At 59.5% G+C, this 17,575-nt stretch carries 15 protein-coding genes; 8 read left to right on the forward strand and 7 right to left on the reverse strand.

The window, feature by feature from the left end; genetic code table 11:
* Positions 1-178: 178 nt before the first annotated feature.
* On the reverse strand, positions 179-2,629 hold the full coding sequence (locus tag ACEN8Q_RS21645; protein ID WP_413703721.1) for a glycogen/starch/alpha-glucan phosphorylase: 2,451 nt from the start codon (positions 2,627-2,629) through the stop codon (positions 179-181).
* 257 nt (positions 2,630-2,886) lie between these two features.
* Here ACEN8Q_RS21645 and ACEN8Q_RS21650 point away from each other — a divergent pair, with 257 nt between their 5' ends.
* Positions 2,887-3,324, forward strand: coding sequence for a YkgJ family cysteine cluster protein (locus ACEN8Q_RS21650; RefSeq protein WP_008018944.1), 438 nt, complete (start codon positions 2,887-2,889; stop codon positions 3,322-3,324).
* A 218-nt stretch (positions 3,325-3,542) separates the two neighbouring features.
* Here the strand turns inward: ACEN8Q_RS21650 and typA are convergent, their stop codons facing one another.
* Positions 3,543-5,363, reverse strand: a complete 1,821-nt coding sequence (gene typA / locus ACEN8Q_RS21655) for a translational GTPase TypA (protein WP_413423383.1) — start codon at positions 5,361-5,363, stop codon at positions 3,543-3,545.
* A gap of 139 nt (positions 5,364-5,502) precedes the next feature.
* Positions 5,503-6,957 carry a tRNA uracil 4-sulfurtransferase ThiI gene (gene thiI, locus ACEN8Q_RS21660; protein WP_413423385.1) on the reverse strand — a complete coding sequence of 485 codons (1,455 nt, stop codon included), beginning with the start codon at positions 6,955-6,957 and terminating at the stop codon, positions 5,503-5,505.
* 328 nt (positions 6,958-7,285) lie between these two features.
* Between thiI and glnA the strand changes: the two genes are divergently transcribed.
* The 5 genes from glnA to ntrC all read left to right on the forward strand — a co-directional run bounded on the left by glnA (position 7,286) and on the right by ntrC (position 12,874).
* Complete coding sequence (gene glnA, locus ACEN8Q_RS21665; RefSeq protein ID WP_413423387.1) at positions 7,286-8,692, forward strand: glutamate--ammonia ligase; 1,407 nt, start codon at positions 7,286-7,288, stop codon at positions 8,690-8,692.
* 300 nt (positions 8,693-8,992) lie between these two features.
* Positions 8,993-9,508 (forward strand): DUF4124 domain-containing protein, encoded by a 516-nt coding sequence (locus tag ACEN8Q_RS21670; RefSeq protein ID WP_413423389.1) that lies wholly within the window; start codon positions 8,993-8,995, stop codon positions 9,506-9,508.
* Positions 9,505-10,125, forward strand: coding sequence for a DUF4124 domain-containing protein (locus tag ACEN8Q_RS21675; protein ID WP_413423391.1), 621 nt, complete (start codon positions 9,505-9,507; stop codon positions 10,123-10,125). The genes ACEN8Q_RS21670 and ACEN8Q_RS21675 overlap by 4 nt, the downstream gene beginning before the upstream one ends.
* Positions 10,126-10,355: 230 nt before the next feature.
* Complete coding sequence (gene glnL / locus ACEN8Q_RS21680) at positions 10,356-11,441, forward strand: nitrogen regulation protein NR(II) (RefSeq protein ID WP_008018951.1); 1,086 nt, start codon at positions 10,356-10,358, stop codon at positions 11,439-11,441.
* Positions 11,438-12,874: a nitrogen regulation protein NR(I) gene (gene ntrC, locus ACEN8Q_RS21685; protein ID WP_413423393.1), complete on the forward strand. Its 1,437-nt coding sequence runs from the start codon at positions 11,438-11,440 to the stop codon at positions 12,872-12,874. The genes glnL and ntrC overlap by 4 nt, the downstream gene beginning before the upstream one ends.
* A 539-nt stretch (positions 12,875-13,413) precedes the next feature.
* On the opposite strand, the gene ACEN8Q_RS21690 is transcribed toward ntrC, so the two are convergent.
* Entirely contained in the window at positions 13,414-13,854 is a 441-nt protein-coding gene (locus ACEN8Q_RS21690) for a hypothetical protein (RefSeq protein WP_413703722.1), read from the reverse strand.
* Here ACEN8Q_RS21690 and ACEN8Q_RS21695 point away from each other — a divergent pair.
* Entirely contained in the window at positions 13,853-14,308 is a 456-nt protein-coding gene (locus ACEN8Q_RS21695) for a tRNA (cytidine(34)-2'-O)-methyltransferase (RefSeq protein ID WP_413423397.1), read from the forward strand. The two genes, ACEN8Q_RS21690 and ACEN8Q_RS21695, sit on opposite strands and share 2 nt — an antisense overlap.
* Positions 14,309-14,440: 132 nt before the next feature.
* Here the strand turns inward: ACEN8Q_RS21695 and secB are convergent, their stop codons facing one another.
* The 3 genes from secB to ACEN8Q_RS21710 are packed head-to-tail and all read right to left on the reverse strand — an operon-like array spanning position 14,441 to position 15,652.
* Positions 14,441-14,926, reverse strand: coding sequence for a protein-export chaperone SecB (gene secB / locus ACEN8Q_RS21700; RefSeq protein ID WP_057397192.1), 486 nt, complete (start codon positions 14,924-14,926; stop codon positions 14,441-14,443).
* Between the two features lie 56 nt (positions 14,927-14,982).
* A complete protein-coding gene (gene grxC / locus ACEN8Q_RS21705; protein WP_008018956.1) occupies positions 14,983-15,237 on the reverse strand; it encodes a glutaredoxin 3 in 255 nt (84 codons plus the stop codon).
* 1 nt (position 15,238) lies between these two features.
* Positions 15,239-15,652, reverse strand: coding sequence for a rhodanese-like domain-containing protein (locus ACEN8Q_RS21710; RefSeq protein ID WP_007989216.1), 414 nt, complete (start codon positions 15,650-15,652; stop codon positions 15,239-15,241).
* Positions 15,653-15,803: 151 nt separating this feature from the next.
* On the opposite strand from ACEN8Q_RS21710, the gene gpmI reads away from it, so the two are divergent.
* A complete protein-coding gene (gene gpmI, locus ACEN8Q_RS21715) occupies positions 15,804-17,333 on the forward strand; it encodes a 2,3-bisphosphoglycerate-independent phosphoglycerate mutase (protein WP_413703723.1) in 1,530 nt (509 codons plus the stop codon).
* Positions 17,334-17,575: the final 242 nt, after the last annotated feature.

Raw genomic sequence — 17,575 nt, forward strand, 5'->3', positions numbered from 1 at the left:
AATTCCATTTGCCCCATAAATCCACTGTGGGAGCGGGCTTGCTCGCGAAGAGGTCATCACACTCGACAATTGTGTCGAAAGTCAGTCCGCATTCGCGAGCAAGCCCGCTCCCACAGGGATCAGTTGCCACTCAGTATATCGATCAGGCCCGTTAGTCGCCGGGCATTCCGGTTGAAAACTACTCCAGCGCCTTCCAGATTTCCGTGGCGTACTCGCGAATGGTCCGGTCCGACGAGAACCAGCCCATCCGCGCCGTGTTCAACACTGCTGAACGCCACCATTCCTTGGAATCGTGCCAATGGGCTTCGACGCGCATCTGCGCATTCCAGTAGGAGTCGAAATCGGCGCAGACCAGGAAGCGGTCGTAATCCACCAGCGAATCGATCAACCCGGTGTAACGGGACGGATCATCCGGGGAGAACACCCCGCCACGAATCGCTTGCAGCACATCGTTCAGGCGATGGGACGCAGCGATGTCCGGTACGGCACTGAACTCATGGTTCTGCTTGCGCGCTTCCACCTGCTGCGCGCTGAGGCCGAAGATGAACATGTGCTCGGCGCCAATGCGCTCGCACATTTCCACGTTGGCCCCGTCCAGGGTGCCGATGGTCAGCGCGCCGTTCAGGCCGAATTTCATGTTGCTGGTGCCTGACGCTTCGAAACCGGCGGTGGAGATCTGCTCGGACAGATCCGCTGCCGGAATGATGCTCTCCGCCAGGCTGACGTTGTAGTTGGGCAGGAACACCACTTTGAGCAAGCCGCGCACGGTCGGGTCGTTGTTCACCACCCGGGCGATGTCGTTGGTCAGCTTGATGATCAGTTTGGCCTGGTGATAACTCGCGGCAGCCTTGCCGGCGAAGATTTTCACCCGTGGCACCCAGTCGATTTCAGGTTCCGCGCGGATCGCCTGGTACAACGCCACGGTGTGCATCAGGTTGAGTAACTGACGTTTATATTCGTGGATTCGCTTGACCTGCACGTCGAACATCGCCGCCGGGTTGACCGCGACACCCAGCCGCTCATGGATCAGGTACGCCAGGGCCTTCTTGCTGTGCAGGCGTTGCTCGGCAAACGCCTTGCGAAACGCATTTTTCTCGGCGAACGGTTCGAGGGCGAGCAAACGCTCTTCAGGGTTATCCAGTACCGCGGAGCCCAGGGCATCGACCAGCATCGAAGTCAGCTCGGGGTTGGCCTGGTACAGCCAGCGGCGGAAGGTGATGCCGTTGGTCTTGTTGTTGATTCGTTCCGGGTACAGCTTGTGCAACTCCGAGAACACCGTCTTGCGCATCAGTTGGGTGTGCAAACCGGACACACCGTTGACGCTGTGGGAGCCGAGAAACGCCAGGTTGCCCATGCGCACCCGACGACCGTTGTCTTCCTCGATCAGCGACACGGCGCGCAGCACGTCGAAATCGTGAATGCCCTTGGCCCGCAAGGAATCGATGTGGTGGGCGTTGATCAGGTAAATGATCTGCATGTGTCGCGGCAGCATGCGTTCCATCAAGCCGACCGGCCAGGTTTCCAGCGCTTCGGGCAGCAATGTGTGGTTGGTGTAGGACAGCGTATCGACAGTGACCTGCCATGCCGCATCCCATGCCACGTCATAGACGTCGACCAGTTGCCGCATCAGTTCAGCCACGGCAATCGACGGGTGAGTGTCGTTGAGCTGAATCGACGCGTGATCGCCCAGGGTCAGCACCGAGGTGTGCATGTTGCGATGGCGGCGCAGCAGATCCTGCAATGAGGCCGCGACGAAGAAATACTCCTGACGCAGGCGCAACTCCTGGCCGGCCTCGGTACTGTCCGCCGGGTACAGCACCCGGGAGATACTTTCGGCCCGGGCCACTTCAGCCACGGCGCCCAGGTGGTCGCCGGCGTTGAAACGCTCCAGATGCAGATCTTCCATGGCCCGCGCACGCCACAGGCGCAGCGTGTTGACGCTCGCCCCGCGCCAGCCGACCACCGGCGTGTCGTAGGCAATCGCCCGCACGGTTTCCGCCGGGTGCCAGACTTGCCTGGACTTGCCGCTGTCATCGGTCACGGTTTCAACGCCGCCGCCAAAGCCGATCGGGTACACCACCTCCGGCCGCTCGAACTCCCACGGGTTGCCAAAATCCAGCCAGTGTTCGGTCTGCTCCTGCTGCCAGCCGTCGACAATCGCCTGGCGGAACAACCCGTGCTCATAGCGGATGCCGTAGCCATGAGCGGCGATGCCGAGGGTCGACATGCTTTCCAGGAAACACGCCGCCAGACGCCCAAGGCCGCCGTTGCCCAGGGCCGCATCGGGCTCCAGCAAGCGGATGCGCTCAAGGTCGACGCCAAGTTCGGTCAGGGCTTCGCGGGCCACGTCGAGCAGGCCGAGGTTGCTCAGGCTGTCGAACAGCAGCCGGCCGATGAGAAATTCCAGAGAGAGGTAATAGACGCGCTTCTGACCTTTGCGGTAGATCTGCCGCGTGTGGTCCATCCAGTGCTCGACCATGTGGTCCCGCGCGGCCAGGGCAATAGCTTCGAACCAGTCATGGTCGAAGGCGTGATCCGGGTCTTTACCCACCGCATAAGTGAGTTTGGTCAAGACGGCGTCGCGGAATGCGGCCACCTCTGCTTCGCGAACAAGTGGTTCTTGAGTCATCGATAGGACCTCGAGCGAGCTTGGAATTGTCTGAGCCTAGACGGTCTGACAGGCGGTAGAGGCTCTGGTTCGGCAGTTTTTCCCTTGAATACGAGCTGGATCGACAATGCGTTGTCATGTGTCTGAATGAATGCAGGGCCCGTGCCGTTTTTTCCGGTTGTTTGCACCGCTTGCGAAAAAAACTGGCGAAAGGTTGTTCAAAAATCCACCAGTCCCGGTATGATCGCGCGCCCTGATGCACACGCTGGTAACAAACGATGATGAAGCCGAACCTGATCGCTGCCGCAGAGATCGACCGCCTCGATACCTGGGCCAAGTACTCTGCCCCGATGTGCGGCTCGTGCATGTCCAGCTGCTGCACCCTGCCCGTCGAGGTCAAGATCAAGGACCTGATCCGCATCGGCGTGGTCGATGAGTTCGAGCTGGGCGATCCGCCGAAGAACATCGCCAAACGTCTGCAAAAGGAAGGCCTGGTCGAGCGCTTCAACCAGAAGTCAGGAATCTTTACCCTCCAGCGCATGAGCAACAACGATTGCCTGTACCTGGATCGTAAGAGCCGTCTGTGCACTATTTATGAAAAGCGCCCGGATACTTGCCGCAATCACCCGAAAATCGGCCCGCGGCCGGGGTATTGCGCGTACAAGCCGAAGGAAGTGGAGCGCGAGCGGAATTCGCGGTCGATTGAGCGGTTCTGATATTTCCTGATTTCTGCGCCGACTGATCGGCCGCCTTCGCGAGCAAGCCCGCTCCCACAGGGATCAAGGTGAAACACAAAATCTGTGAACACCAAAAATCCCTGTGGGAGCGGGCTTGCTCGCGAAGGGGCCGGCACTAACACCACCCAAACCCCAGACAAACAAAAACGCCCCCGGCCTTTCGACCGGGGGCGTTTTCGTTCAGCCAGGGCTAAATCTTATGCCTTGGCTTTCTTGGCAGCGCGGGTACGCTCGCTTTCGTCCAGGATCTTCTTGCGAAGACGGATGGACTTAGGAGTCACTTCACACAGCTCGTCGTCCTGGATGAATTCCAGAGCCTGTTCCAGGGTGAAGCGAACAGGTGGAACCAGGGCGATGGTTTCGTCTTTACCCGAAGCACGCATGTTGTCGAGCTTCTTGCCCTTGGTAGGGTTGACGCCCAGGTCGTTGTCACGGCTGTTCAGACCAACGATCTGACCGTTGTAGATTTCCTGACCGTGTTCAACGAACAGCTTGCCACGTGCCTGCAGGGTTTCCAGGGAGTAGGTCAGAGCCTTGCCGGTTTCAACCGAAACCAGAACGCCGTTCTGACGGCCGGACATGTCGCCGGACTTCATCACGTCGTAACGGTCGAAGATCGAGGTCAGGATGCCAGCACCGTTGGTCAGGGTCAGGAACTGGTTACGGAAACCGATCAGACCACGAGCAGGGATGTTGTATTCCAGACGCACACGGCCCTTGCCATCCGGCACCATGTTGGTCAGGTCGCCCTTACGCAGACCCATCTCTTCCATCACCTTGCCCTGGGATTCTTCCGGCAGGTCGATGGTGACGTTTTCGAACGGTTCGTGCTTCACGCCGTCAACCAGACGGATGATCACTTCCGGACGGCCTACAGCCATTTCGAAGCCTTCGCGACGCATGGTTTCGATCAGTACCGAGAGGTGCAGTTCGCCACGGCCGGAAACCTTGAACTTGTCAGCCGAGTCGCCTTCTTCAACGCGCAGTGCAACGTTGTACAGCAGCTCTTTGTCCAGACGTTCCTTGATGTTACGGGAAGTCACGAACTTGCCTTCTTTACCGCAGAATGGCGAGTCGTTTACCTGGAAGGTCATGGAAACGGTTGGCTCGTCGACGGTCAGAGGCTTCATCGCCTCGACGGTGTCCGGGTGGCACAGGGTGTCGGAGATGAACAGCGAGTCCATACCGCTGATGCACACGATGTCGCCTGCAGCAGCTTCTTCAACGTCTACACGGTGCAGACCGTGGTGACCCATCAGCTTCAGGATACGACCGTTACGCTTCTTGCCGTCGGCACCGACAGCCACAACCGGGGTGTTCGGCTTGACGCGACCACGGGCGATACGGCCAACACCGATAACACCCAGGAAGCTGTTGTAGTCCAGTGCGGAGATCTGCATCTGGAACGGACCTTCACGGTCAACAGCCGGCGCCGGTACGTTGTCGACGATCGACTGGTACAGCGGGGTCATGTCGTCAGCCATTTCGTTGTGGTCCAGACCGGCAATACCGTTCAGGGCCGAGGCGTAGACGACTTTGAAGTCCAGCTGTTCTTCGGTGGCACCCAGGTTGTCGAACAGGTCGAAGATCTGGTCCAGAACCCAGTCCGGACGCGCGCCTGGACGGTCAACCTTGTTGATGCACACGATCGGACGCAGGCCGGCTTCGAAAGCCTTCTTGGTCACGAAACGGGTTTGCGGCATAGGGCCGTCTTGAGCGTCAACCAGCAGCAGAACGGAGTCGACCATCGACATTACGCGTTCAACTTCGCCGCCGAAGTCGGCGTGGCCCGGGGTGTCCACGATGTTGATGTGGTAGCCGTTCCAGTTGATGGCGGTGTTTTTCGCCAGAATGGTAATACCGCGCTCTTTTTCCTGGTCGTTGGAGTCCATCACGCGCTCGTCGTTGAGCTCGTTGCGCTCCAGGGTGCCGGATTGACGCAGGAGTTTGTCTACCAGGGTCGTTTTACCATGGTCAACGTGGGCAATGATGGCGATGTTGCGTAGATTTTCGATCACTTGTGTATCTCGATCAGAGGATTCGGTGTGCTGACAAGTCTTGGCAGCGATTAACAGTAGCGTCCGTGAAAGCCGTTACAGCTTGACGGCGGCATCGGGGGGCCGGTGACGCAAGCCACAGGCAAACAGCCCCGGGCACTTAGCTCGGTCGATAAACGCGCACATTGGCATGCCCCTCACTGAGCAAATGGTGGGCATGCAGGCGACTCATCACGCCTTTGTCGCAATACAGCAGGTACTGGCGAGTAGGGTCCAGTTCCTTGAAACGAGCGTTCAGTGCATAAAACGGCATCGTTTGTACCTCGATACCAGCAAGGTCCAGCGGGTCGTCTTCAGCGGCATCCGGGTGACGGATGTCGATGACGATCTGACCGGCCAGCGCTTCGCTGACTTCTTCAATCTGCAAGTCCTGGCCCAATTCGTCGATCACGCGATCGATCGGCACCAGCTTGGCGTTTTCGAGCGCACGCTCGAGCACCGCCATATCGAATTCTTTCTCTTCGTGCTCGACACGGTAGCGTTTGGCGGCCGTCTTCGGATTGACCGAGATGACCCCGCAGTACTCCGGCATGTGTCGGGCGAAATCGGCGGTGCCGATCTCGTTGGCCGTGTCGATGATGTCCTGCTTGTGGCTGGCGATCAGCGGGCGCAAGACCAGTTTGTCGGTCACGCAATCGATCACGGACAGGTTCGGCAGCGTCTGGCTCGACACCTGGGAGATCGCCTCACCGGTCACCAGCGCTTCGATGTGCAGTCGATCGGCAATCTGGGAGGAAGCGCGCAACATCATACGCTTCAATACTACGCCCATATGACTGTTATCGACTTTGCCGAGAATTTCGCCCAGCACTTCCTCGAAAGGCACACTGACAAATAACACGCGTTGGGAGCTGCCGTACTTCTTCCAGATGAAATGCGCGACTTCCATCACGCCCAATTCATGGGCCCGCCCGCCCAGATTGAAGAAGCAGAAATGCGCCATAAGGCCGCGGCGCATGATCTGGTAGGCCGCAACGGTGGAATCGAAGCCGCCGGACATCAGCACCAGCGTCTGCTCCAGGGCGCCCAGCGGATATCCGCCGATGCCGTTGTGCTGGCTGTGGATCACGAACAACCGTTGGTCGCGAACTTCGATCCGGACTTCGATTTCCGGCTTTTTCAGGTCGATCCCGGCGGCACCACACTGACGGCGCAACTGGCTGCCGACATATTTTTCGATATCAATCGAGCTGAACGGGTGCTTGCCGGCACGCTTGCAACGCACCGAGAAGATCTTGCCGGCCAGTGCATCACCGTAGTGCTGCTTGCATTTTTCGACGATGTCGTCGAAATCGCCCAGCGGGTATTCATCGATTTGCAGGAAGTGCGCGATGCCCGGCATGCAGCTCAGGCGCTCGCCCATCTCCTTCAGGGCCTTGGGGTCGCTGACGCGGGTTTCCAGCTCGAGGTTGTCCCACACGCCGTTCACCACCACGGCCGGATCCAGATCGCGGAGCACGGCACGGATGTTCTTGGCCAACTGGCGGATGAAACGCATCCGTACCGGGCGGCTCTTGATGGTGATCTCTGGAAAGACTTTTACGATTAATTTCATGGAAACAGCGCGCGCGAGGCCTGCCGAAAAAGGGGGGCGCGGATTATAGCGGAAATTGCTCAAGGTTTAACCAGTTAATGTGCAGAAGGTTTTGCGCGCACCAAAACAGGTCATTTATTGAAATGAACGCCACATTGTAGGGCGGGATTTTCCGCTTTAAGGTGCTTTTCTGCCTGACAGGCGTGAAATTGGGGCAAAAAACCCATGCTGGGGCACTGGCATGCAATTTGCTCCCTTGTGAGGCAGGTTGCCTTGGCAGAGTATTCGCGCCGGCATCACAAACATTTAAGGGCATCCACTACCAGCCCTAATCCACCCGGAGGACACTATGTCGAAGTCGGTTCAACTCATCAAAGATCATGACGTCAAGTGGATTGATCTGCGCTTCACGGACACCAAAGGCACTCAGCACCACGTGACCATGCCGGCTCGCGACGCGCTGGATGACGACTTCTTCGAAGTCGGCAAAATGTTCGACGGTTCCTCCATCGCTGGCTGGAAAGGCATCGAAGCCTCCGACATGATCCTGATGCCGGACGACTCCACTGCCGTACTGGACCCGTTCACTGAAGAGCCGACCCTGATCCTGGTCTGCGACATCATCGAACCTTCGAGCATGCAAGGCTACGACCGCGACCCGCGCGCGATCGCCAAGCGTGCCGAAGAGCACCTGAAAGCCACCGGTATCGGTGACACCGTATTCGCCGGTCCAGAGCCAGAGTTCTTCATCTTCGACCAAGTGAAGTTCAAGTCCGACATTTCCGGCTCCATGTTCAAGATCTACTCTGAACAAGGTTCGTGGATGTCCGACCAGGACGTGGAAGGCGGCAACAAAGGCCACCGTCCAGGCGTCAAAGGCGGCTACTTCCCGGTTCCGCCGTTCGACCACGACCACGAAATCCGTACCTCCATGTGCAACGCACTGGAAGAAATGGGCCTGACCGTCGAAGTTCACCACCACGAAGTGGCAACTGCCGGCCAGAACGAAATCGGCGTCAAGTTCAACACCCTGGTGAAGAAAGCCGACGAAACCCAGACCCTGAAGTACGTCGTGCACAACGTTGCCGATGCCTACGGCCGTACCGCTACCTTCATGCCTAAGCCTCTGTACGGCGACAACGGTTCGGGCATGCACGTTCACATGTCCATCTGGAAAGACGGCAAGAACACCTTCGCTGGCGAAGGTTATGCCGGCCTGTCCGATACCGCCCTGTACTTCATCGGCGGCATCATCAAGCACGGTAAGGCGCTGAACGGCTTCACCAACCCGGCAACCAACTCCTACAAGCGTCTGGTTCCAGGCTTCGAAGCTCCAGTGATGCTGGCCTACTCGGCCCGTAACCGCTCCGCTTCGATCCGCATTCCTTACGTGTCGAGCCCGAAAGCCCGCCGTATCGAAGCGCGTTTCCCGGATCCGGCTGCCAACCCGTACCTGTGCTTCGCTGCACTGCTGATGGCTGGCCTGGACGGCATCCAGAACAAGATCCACCCTGGCGACGCAGCTGACAAAAACCTGTACGACCTGCCGCCTGAAGAGGCCAAAGAGATCCCACAAGTTTGCGGCAGCCTGAAAGAAGCCCTGGAAGAGCTGGACAAAGGTCGTGCGTTCCTGACCAAAGGCGGCGTTTTCAGCGACGACTTCATCGACGCTTACATCGCCCTGAAAAGCGAAGAAGAAATCAAGGTACGTACCTTCGTACACCCACTGGAATACGAGCTGTACTACAGCTGCTGATCCGGTAGCGCCGCGGCACGCGGCGTGACAAAAAAAAGGCCTCCTTCGGGAGGCCTTTTTTGTGCCCGCGATTTAACAACCGCTGAAAATCCCTGTGGGAGCGGGCTTGCTCGCGAAGGCGATGTATCAGTGAACATTGATGGCGACTGACACTCCGAATTCGCGAGCAAGCCCGTTCCCACAGTGGAGTTGTGGCGACCTGGAGAGCTGGGTGAATCCATATCCAATTGTTAACACGCTGGGCCAACCAACATCCCTGACCTATGCTGCAACCCATCGCTTTCGTTTCCGGTCGATTCCATGGGTCGAGGTTTTCTGTTCATTCTGCTGCTGATCGCCCTGCCCGCCGCAGCGCAGATCTACAAATACACGGACGCCAACGGCACCACCGCGTACAGCAATCAACCGCCCGACGGCGTCAACGCTCAACCGATCGAGTTGCCGCCACTCAACAGCGTCGAGCGCCAGCCTACCGGCGAAGCCGCACCTGCCGCTGAAGTCGTTCGTCATGAACAGCCCGGCAAGGCCTATGAAGTGCTGGAGCTGACAGGCCTGCCGACCACCGAAGCCCTACGTGCCAACAACGGCACGTTCACCGTTAACGTACAGATCAAACCGCGCCTGCAAGGCTCCCATCTGTTGCGCCTGCTGCTGGACGGCCAGCCCTACGGCCAGCCAGGCAATGTGCCGACCCTGCAACTGGTGAACATCGATCGCGGCGAACACCGCCTCGCCGTGCAAGTGATCGATGGTGAAAAAGTAGTGCAGCAAAGCCCCGCCACGACCGTCACCGTGCAACGAGTACACGCGCCTTGAAGACCTGGTTGCTGCTCGCCTGCCTCATCGCGCTGCCCGCATCGGCAGAGGTCTTTACTTACGTTGACTCCCAAGGCAATCGGGTTTTCACCGACCAGCCAAAACCCGGTAACGCCAGGCGTGTACCGCTGGCCAAGAGCAATCGAATGGCGGCCACCCCCACCCGTGCAGAACCGTTGATTGCCCAGAGCAGCCCGGAAGCACAAGTCCCGTTCCACTATGAAGTGCTGCGCATCCTGGTCCCGGAGCCCGACGCGACCATCCGCAGCAACGCCGGCGAAGTCATCGTCAGCGCCACCAACGAGCCCGGCCTGCAACCCGGTCACCGCTACCGGTTGCTGCTTGATGGCGAGCCCACTGCTGAACCCGGCCCGAGCCCGGTGTTCCCGTTGAGCAACATCGATCGCGGCAGCCATACCCTGGCCGTGGAAATCCTCGATGAGCAGGGACGCATCGTCGAACGCACCGCCAGCCAACCCTTCCATATGCAGCGCACGTCACTCGCCCAGAAGCGCCAGATCAAACCCTGCGCCCTCGAAGACTACGGCCAGCGGCCGGAATGCCCGCTCAGCGACAAGCCCGCCGAAGAAAAAAATCCTTTCTTGCGACTTTTTTAACATCGTTCAGGTTTGCGCACTATATTGGTGCAATTGCTTGCACCGTACTCACATTCCAACCCATTTTGGTTCGAAACTACCCGCTAAAGCTGGCAAAGCGCCGCGTAAATGAGCGTCAAACGTCCGTTTCAGGCGCTGAACGCTTCTTTTCGGAGCCTTGGTTTGGTTTTTGCATTTTGCCCGTACCAGCGCTGTTTTCTTGCGCATGCTCCGCCCTGAAAGAGGTCCCGATGACCATTAGCGACGCACTCCACCGTTTGCTACTCGATAACCTCACCACCGCCACCATCCTGCTCGACGCCGAACTGCGCCTCGAGTACATGAACCCGGCGGCGGAGATGCTGCTGGCCATCAGCGGCCAGCGCAGCCATGGGCAGTTCATCAGTGAATTGTTTACCGAATCGGCCGAAGCACTGAATTCGTTGCGCCAGGCCGTCGAACAAGCGCACCCGTTCACCAAGCGCGAAGCCATGCTCACCGCCCTCACCGGCCAGACCCTGACCGTTGACTACGCAGTAACGCCGATTCTGAGCAATGGCGACACGATGCTGCTGCTCGAAGTCCACCCTCGTGACCGCTTGCTGCGGATCACCAAGGAAGAAGCACAGCTTTCCAAACAGGAAACCAGCAAAATGCTGGTGCGCGGCCTGGCCCATGAAATCAAGAACCCCTTGGGCGGGATTCGCGGCGCGGCGCAATTGCTGGCCCGGGAACTGCCGGAAGAAAGCCTGCGCGACTACACCAACGTCATCATCGAAGAAGCCGACCGTCTGCGTAACCTGGTGGACCGCATGCTCGGCTCCAACAAGTTGCCATCACTGGCCCTGTGCAATGTCCACGAAGTGCTGGAGCGTGTCTGCCAGCTGGTGGAGGCCGAAAGCCAGGGCTGCATCACTTTGGTGCGCGACTACGACCCAAGCATCCCCGACGTGTTGATCGACCGCGAACAGATGATTCAGGCCGTGCTGAACATCGTGCGCAATGCAATGCAGGCCATCAGCAGCCAGAACGAACTGCGCCTGGGCCGCATCAGCCTGCGCACCCGCACCATGCGCCAGTTCACGATCGGCCACGTGCGCCATCGCCTGGTGACCAAGATCGAGATCATCGACAACGGTCCGGGCATCCCTGCCGAACTTCAGGAAACCATTTTCTTCCCCATGGTCAGCGGTCGTCCGGACGGTACCGGGCTTGGCCTGGCCATTACCCAGAACATCATCAGCCAGCACCAGGGCCTGATCGAATGTGACAGCCACCCCGGCCACACCACTTTCTCGATCTTTCTGCCACTGGAACAAGGAGCCACATCGACATGAGCCGTAGTGAAACCGTGTGGATCGTCGATGACGACCGTTCTATCCGTTGGGTCCTGGAAAAAGCCTTGCAACAGGAAGGCATGACCACACAAAGCTTCGACAGCGCCGATGGCGTGATGAGCCGCCTGGCGCGCCAGCAACCGGACGTGATCATTTCCGACATCCGTATGCCCGGCACCAGCGGCCTGGACCTTCTGGCGCGGATTCGCGAACAACACCCACGGCTGCCAGTGATCATCATGACCGCGCACTCCGATCTGGACAGCGCTGTCGCGTCCTATCAGGGCGGCGCCTTCGAGTACCTGCCCAAGCCGTTCGACGTCGATGAAGCGGTTTCCCTGGTCAAGCGCGCCAACCAGCACGCCCAGGAACAACAAGGCCTGGAAGTCACCCCGACCCTGACCCGCACCCCGGAAATCATCGGTGAAGCACCCGCGATGCAGGAGGTGTTTCGCGCCATCGGCCGCCTGAGCCACTCCAACATCACCGTGCTGATCAACGGCGAGTCCGGTACCGGTAAAGAACTGGTGGCCCACGCCCTGCATCGTCACAGCCCGCGGGCAGCTTCGCCGTTCATCGCGCTGAACATGGCGGCGATTCCTAAAGATCTGATGGAATCCGAACTGTTCGGCCATGAAAAAGGTGCGTTCACCGGCGCAGCCAACCTGCGTCGCGGGCGCTTCGAACAGGCGGACGGCGGCACGCTGTTCCTCGATGAAATCGGCGACATGCCGGCCGACACCCAGACGCGCTTGCTGCGCGTACTGGCCGATGGCGAGTTTTACCGCGTCGGCGGTCATGTGCCGGTGAAGGTCGATGTGCGCATCATCGCTGCGACTCACCAGAATCTGGAAACCCTGGTGCATGCCGGGAAATTCCGTGAGGACTTGTTCCATCGCCTCAACGTTATCCGCATCCATATCCCGCGTCTGTCGGATCGTCGCGAAGACATTCCGACCCTGGCCAGGCACTTCCTCAGCCGCGCAGCCCAGGAGCTGGCCGTCGAGCCGAAGCTGCTGAAAAGCGAAACCGAGGAATACCTGAAGAACCTGCCGTGGCCCGGTAACGTGCGGCAACTGGAGAACACCTGCCGCTGGATCACGGTGATGGCTTCGGGTCGTGAAGTGCACATTGGCGACCTGCCGCCGGAATTGCTGAGCCTGCCGCAGGATTCAGCCCCCGTGACCAACTGGGAACAGGCCCTGCGCCAGTGGGCGGACCAGGCACTGGCCCGCGGTCAGTCGAGCCTGCTCGACAGCGCCGTGCCGGCCTTCGAACGGATCATGATCGAGACCGCGCTCAAACACACCGCCGGTCGCCGCCGCGATGCCGCCGTTTTGCTGGGCTGGGGGCGCAACACCCTGACCCGCAAGATCAAGGAACTGGGGATGAAGGTGGATGGTGGGGATGATGATGAGGGGGATGAGGGCTGAGCACACGATCCTGTGGGAGCGGGCTTGCTCCGGGCGGCGTTCCGACGAAAGCGGTATGTCAGTCGACTTCAATTTTGACTGATACACCGCTTTCGCGAGCAAGCCCGCTCCCACATTTAAAGCCCAGTGCACCGCCTGAATGCACCGTGAACCGCAATCGCGCACGGCAACCGCTCCGAAACCCTGCCCGCGTTCACAATCGAACCCCTATCGAAAAAACACGAAAGCCCCGGATTACGGGGCTTTCGGCGTTTTGAGGCGTAATTTTATTGTGCAGTTTTAAAACCTGGCACGCCCCCTGCAATAACCCTTTCAGGTGAATCAGTTCACCTGACCGGTTTCGGGGACCTTGGTACAGGCAGGCCGGGGATTCCCCTCTTTACACCGGGCTCACACCGCACTCGCGACGAGCCCAACCGTTTTGGGGCCCTTGATACAGGCAGGTCAGGGGTTCCCTCTTTACACCAGGCTCAAACCGCACTCGCGACGAGCCTCCCGTTTCGGGAACCTTGGTACAGGCAGGCCGGGGATTCCCTCTTTTATTGCTCCCGGAGATGGATCTCCAGCCGCCAGCGGTCGTCGACCTCGCGACCAGCCCACTCGCCCTGCAGGGGTCGGGCCGCGACCAGAGTCAGCAACACTCCCCCATCGCTCAAACGTACCCGCCAGTTCACGTCCTTGCCGTCGAGCTTGAGCTGGCCTTTCTGTGCCTTGCCTTCGGCGCCAAACAGCAGCGCGACACTGCCATCAACCATTTCGCCGTGGGTCTTGGGTTCGTTGTTGAACCACACCACCAGCCCGTCGTTCGTCACCTCGACCTGCTGCAACTGGCTGGGGTCTGGTGTGGTCAGGCGACCGATCATCATCCCGACCATCACCCCGACAATCGCCAGCGAGCCCATCACCGGCAGGAATAGTTTCGAACGCACGCCTTCCGGCGGCGTAGAATGCGCGTCATCTTTACCTTCGGAGCCGTGCATGTTTCACGTCATCCTTTTCCAACCAGAAATTCCGCCGAACACCGGCAACGTTATCAGGCTGTGCGCCAACAGTGGCTGCCACCTGCATTTGATCGAACCGCTGGGCTTTGAGATGGACGACAAGCGTCTGCGCCGCGCCGGCCTCGACTACCACGAGTATGCCACCCTGCAACGCCATGCGGACCTGGCCAGCTGCCTGGAAAGCCTGGGCAACCCGCGGGTGTTCGCCTTCACCACCAAAGGCTCGCGTCCGTTCCACAACGCCAGTTTCGTCCCGGGCGATGCATTCCTGTTCGGCCCGGAAAGCCGTGGCCTGCCCGCCGAAGTGCTGGAGGCCCTGCCAGCCGAACAACGCCTGCGCCTGCCGATGCGCGAAGGCTGCCGCAGCCTGAACCTGTCCAATACCGTGGCAGTGGCCGTTTACGAAGCCTGGCGCCAGAACGACTTCAAGTAACAGCGCATAACAAATGTGGGAGCGGGCTTGCTCGCGAAGGGGTCATAACATTCAACATCTTCGTTGACTGTTACACCGCTTTCGCGAGCAAGCCCGCTCCCACATTGGACTTGCTGCGACACTCAGAAATGCTTACTGAACGGTCGGAGTCTCGCCAGCAGCCTGCATGCGTTGCAGCTCTTGTGCGTACAGCGCATCGAAGTTCACCGGAGCCAGCATCAGTGCCGGGAACGAACCACGGGTCACCAGGCTGTCCAGGGTTTCGCGAGCGTACGGGAACAGGATGTTCGGGCAGAACGCACCCAGGGTGTGGCTCATCGAAGCGTCGTCCAGGTTCTTGATCAGGAAGATCCCGGCCTGTTGCACTTCGGCGATGAACGCCACTTCGTCACCGTTTTTCACGGTAACCGACAAGGTCAGCACGACTTCGTGGAAGTCGGCTTCCAGTGTCTTTTGGCGGGTGTTCAGATCCAGGGCGACGCTCGGCTCCCACTGCTGGCGGAAGATCGCCGGGCTTTTCGGAGCTTCGAAGGACAGGTCACGCACATAAATGCGCTGCAAGGAGAATTGCGGTGCAGTTTCTTCTTCGTTCGCAGCAGTGTTCTGTTGGTCAGTCATCGCAGATCCTTCTTGATCCAGGGTTCTTTTAGGTTTGCTTGTTTGGGGTATTGCCGTCAGGCCTTGAGCAGCGCGTCGAGCTTGCCGGCGCGCTCCAGGGCGAACAAATCATCACAACCGCCCACGTGGGTGCTGCCGATCCAGATTTGCGGCACGGACGTACGCCCGGCCTTCTGGGCCATCGCAGCGCGCACCTGCGGCTTGCCATCGACCTTGATCTCTTCGAAGGCCACGCCTTTGTTCTCGAGCAGGTACTTGGCTCGCGAGCAGTAAGGGCAGTAATCGCTGGAATAGACGACGACGCTACTCATATCACTTCACCAGTGGCAGATTGTCGGCTTTCCAGCTGGAGATACCACCGGACAGCTTGGCGGCGGTGAAGCCGGATTTCATCAATTCGCGGGCGTGGGTGCCGGCGGTCTGGCCCATGGCGTCGACCAGGATAATGGTCTTGGCCTTGTGTTTTTCCAGTTCGCCAACGCGGGCGGCCAGTTTGTCCTGGGGAATGTTCACCGCACCGACAATGTGACCGGCGGCGAAATCCTTGCTCGGACGAATGTCGACCACGACGCCCGCGTCCTTGTTGACCAGGCCGGTCAGTTCGCCGGTGCTCAGGCTACGGCCGCCGCCCTGCATTTGATAGGCAATCAGCAACGCCAGCAGTACGACGAAGATACCGACGAGAATGTAGTGGTTAGTGGCGAATTCAATCAGGTGAGCAACCATCGAAGGAGGTTCCAGGGCGTTAAAATGTCGGCCAGTATACACAGCCACTATGGTGGGCCAAACCCCGTCCGGCGGTGACGTGGCCGGAACTTCGCTTTAAACTGCGACTCCCTTTTCCATCGCCCCTTTAACTTAAGCCAGAGCGGATTCCATGACTACCACGCCTAAACCTTTGGTCCTGATGATTCTCGACGGCTTCGGTCACAGCGACAGCCCCGAATCAAACGCCATTTTCGCGGCGAAGAAGCCTGTACTGGACCGCCTGTGGGCCACTGTGCCGAACGGCCTGATCTCGGGCAGCGGCATGGACGTCGGCCTGCCGGATGGCCAGATGGGCAACTCCGAAGTCGGCCACATGAACCTGGGCGCCGGCCGCGTGGTGTATCAGGACTTCACTCGGGTCACCAAATCGATCCGCGACGGCGAGTTCTTCGAGAACCCGACCATCTGCGCCGCAGTGGACAAGGCCGTCGCCGCCGGCAAAGCCGTACATTTCATGGGCCTGCTGTCCGATGGCGGCGTGCATAGCCACCAGGATCACCTGGTCGCCATGGCCGAACTGGCCTTCAAGCGCGGCGCCCGGAACATCTACCTGCACGCCTTCCTCGATGGCCGCGACACTCCGCCGAAAAGCGCGCAATCGTCGATCGAACTGCTCGACGCGACCTTCCAGGCCCTGGGCAAAGGCCGGATCGCCAGCCTGATCGGCCGTTACTACGCCATGGACCGCGACAACCGTTGGGACCGTGTGTCCCAGGCCTACAACCTGATTGTCGACGGCCAGGGCGAATTCAACGCCGCCACCGCTCAGGAAGGCCTGCAAGCAGCCTACGAGCGTGGCGAGAGCGACGAGTTCGTCAAAGCCACCTCCATCGGTGAGCCGGTAAAAGTCGAAGACGGCGATGCCGTGGTGTTCATGAACTTCCGCGCCGACCGCGCCCGCGAGCTGACCCGCGTGTTCGTCGAAGACGATTTCAGTGAGTTCGAGCGTGCCCGCCAGCCGAAACTGGCCGGCTTCGTCATGCTGACCCAATACGCCGCCAGCATCCCTGCCCCGTCGGCTTTCGCCGCCGGCAGCCTGGAAAACGTGCTGGGCGACTACCTGGCGAAAAACGGCAAGACCCAGCTGCGTATCGCCGAAACCGAAAAATACGCCCACGTGACCTTCTTCTTCTCGGGCGGGCGCGAAGAACCGTTCCCGGGCGAAGAACGCATCCTGATTCCGTCGCCGAAAGTCGCCACCTATGACTTGCAGCCGGAAATGAGCGCACCGGAAGTTACCGATCGCATCGTCGACGCCATCGAAAACCAGCGTTACGACGTGATCGTGGTCAACTACGCCAACGGCGACATGGTCGGCCACAGCGGCGTGTTCGAAGCCGCGGTGAAGGCCGTCGAATGCCTGGATCAGTGCGTGGGCCGCATCGTCGAAGCCCTGGAAAAAGTCGGCGGCGAAGCCTTGATCACCGCTGACCACGGTAACGTCGAGCAAATGTCCGACGCCTCCACCGGCCAGGCGCACACTGCACACACCACTGAGCCGGTGCCGTTCATTTATGTCGGCAAGCGCGATCTGAAGGTCCGTGAAGGCGGCGTGCTGGCGGACGTGGCGCCAACCATGCTGAAGTTGCTGGGCCTGGAACAACCGGCGGAAATGACCGGGACTTCGATTCTGGTGTAACCCGGTTATTCAAATCACTGCAAACCCTGTGGGAGCGGCGGTGCGACGATTCGACTTGCTCGCGAAAGCATTGTGCCAGTCGACATCAACGTTGCCTGACACACCGCATTCGCGAGCAAGCCCGCTCCCACATTGGTTTTGCGGTGTTTTTGAGTCCAGTTATCACACAGTCAGAAATGGGCATTTTTTTTGCCGCCCATGGCGGGCATACTAGGCCGTCCCTTTCCCTGGTGCCGCCCGCC

Origin of the sequence: Pseudomonas sp. Pseusp16, from assembly GCF_047324915.1 — a bacterium.
GTDB lineage: Bacteria > Pseudomonadota > Gammaproteobacteria > Pseudomonadales > Pseudomonadaceae > Aquipseudomonas > Aquipseudomonas fluorescens_CD.